This is a genomic window from Wolbachia endosymbiont of Mansonella perstans (genome assembly GCF_020278605.1).
GTDB lineage: Bacteria > Pseudomonadota > Alphaproteobacteria > Rickettsiales > Anaplasmataceae > Wolbachia.
Map to the genome: position 1 here is coordinate 1 of NZ_JACZHU010000140.1, position 1,279 is coordinate 1,279.

The 1,279-nt window shown below is 37.2% G+C and carries 2 protein-coding genes; both read left to right on the forward strand.

Annotated elements, in window-relative coordinates:
* The coding region (locus tag IHO13_RS05465) for an amino acid permease (protein WP_225538626.1) at positions 1-395 on the forward strand (395 nt) is incomplete at its 5' end.
* A 99-nt stretch (positions 396-494) separates the two neighbouring features.
* Positions 495-1,279 (forward strand): amino acid permease (locus IHO13_RS05470; protein ID WP_225538627.1); only part of this gene is annotated, 785 nt, incomplete at its 3' end.

Here is a 1,279-nt window from a genome sequence, read left to right on the forward strand (position 1 = left end):
TTGCTCTAGGCCTTGCAAAAGATAAGTTAATGCTGCAACTTTTTGCTAAAAAAAACAGACATGACGCCCCTTTTTGTGGAATGATAATCAATACGTTAGGAATATTAGTTTTGCTTGTTCTCACGTCAAACAAAAATTTCGCTGATCAAGTAACTTCAATAATTGATGTTTCTGTAGTTTCATACTTATTTGTCTATTTAGCGTGTAGCCTTGCTCTTCTCAAGGTTATTATACAAGAGAAAAATTACCACAAATTCTTGGTTGGAAGCGTGGCTATACTTTTTTGCTGCTGGACAATATATGAAACTCCCATAAGCACATTATTAATGTCAAGCCTGTTCCCCCTAAGCGGCACACTTATTTATTTACTTTGGTACCGCAGATCCACAAAGTGATCCTCCTAAAAGCTTAACTCAAAAACATAATTTTTTATTTGTTAAAACTCTTGGGGTCAAGTTATACTACTGCCTGTGTTGATAGAATCAAGAGGTATTGTGTCAAATAAAATAGGTTTTTTAACTGTTTTTGCTTTAGTAATCAGTAGTCAAATTGGCTCTGGTGTTTTTATGCTTCCAATTAGCCTTGCACCATATGGTACTTATAGCCTAATAAGTTGGGCAATATCAGGAGCTGGTGCTGTATCTCTTGCACTAGTGTTTTCCACGCTATGTTCAAAGTTTCCAGAGACCGGAGGCCCTCACGTTTATGCAAAACATGCCTTTGGTCCTACAGTAGCTTTTTTTGTTGGTTGGACATATTGGATAATCTCCTGGGTTAGCACAACAGCTCTAATAGTTGTGGGTGTTGGTTATCTTACACCATTTTTCCATGAAGATATCCAAAGCATGCGTTTGCTTTTAGAGTTGCTACTATTTACAGTCATTACGTTAGTAAATTTAAGAGGAATAGCTACTGCTGGGCGCGTTGAGTTTCTACTCACGGTTATAAAAATTTCTGTATTGCTTGCAATACCTGTAGCAGCGTTATTTTTTTTCGATAGAAACAACTTTATCATAAGTGAAGAAATCTCAAGTCTTACAGCATCGCAGATTCTTGCCCGCTCTACACTTTTAACTTTGTGGTGTTTCGTTGGAGTTGAACTAGCAACAGTACCCGCAGGATCGGTCGATAACCCGACCAAAACTATACCAAGAGCTGTTGTACTTGGCACAATCTGTGTTGCTGTTATATATTTTATCAATAATTTCACGATTATGGGGTTAATAAATGGGAATGATTTAGCAAGTTCAAGAGCGCCGCATGTTGATGCAATAAAAAT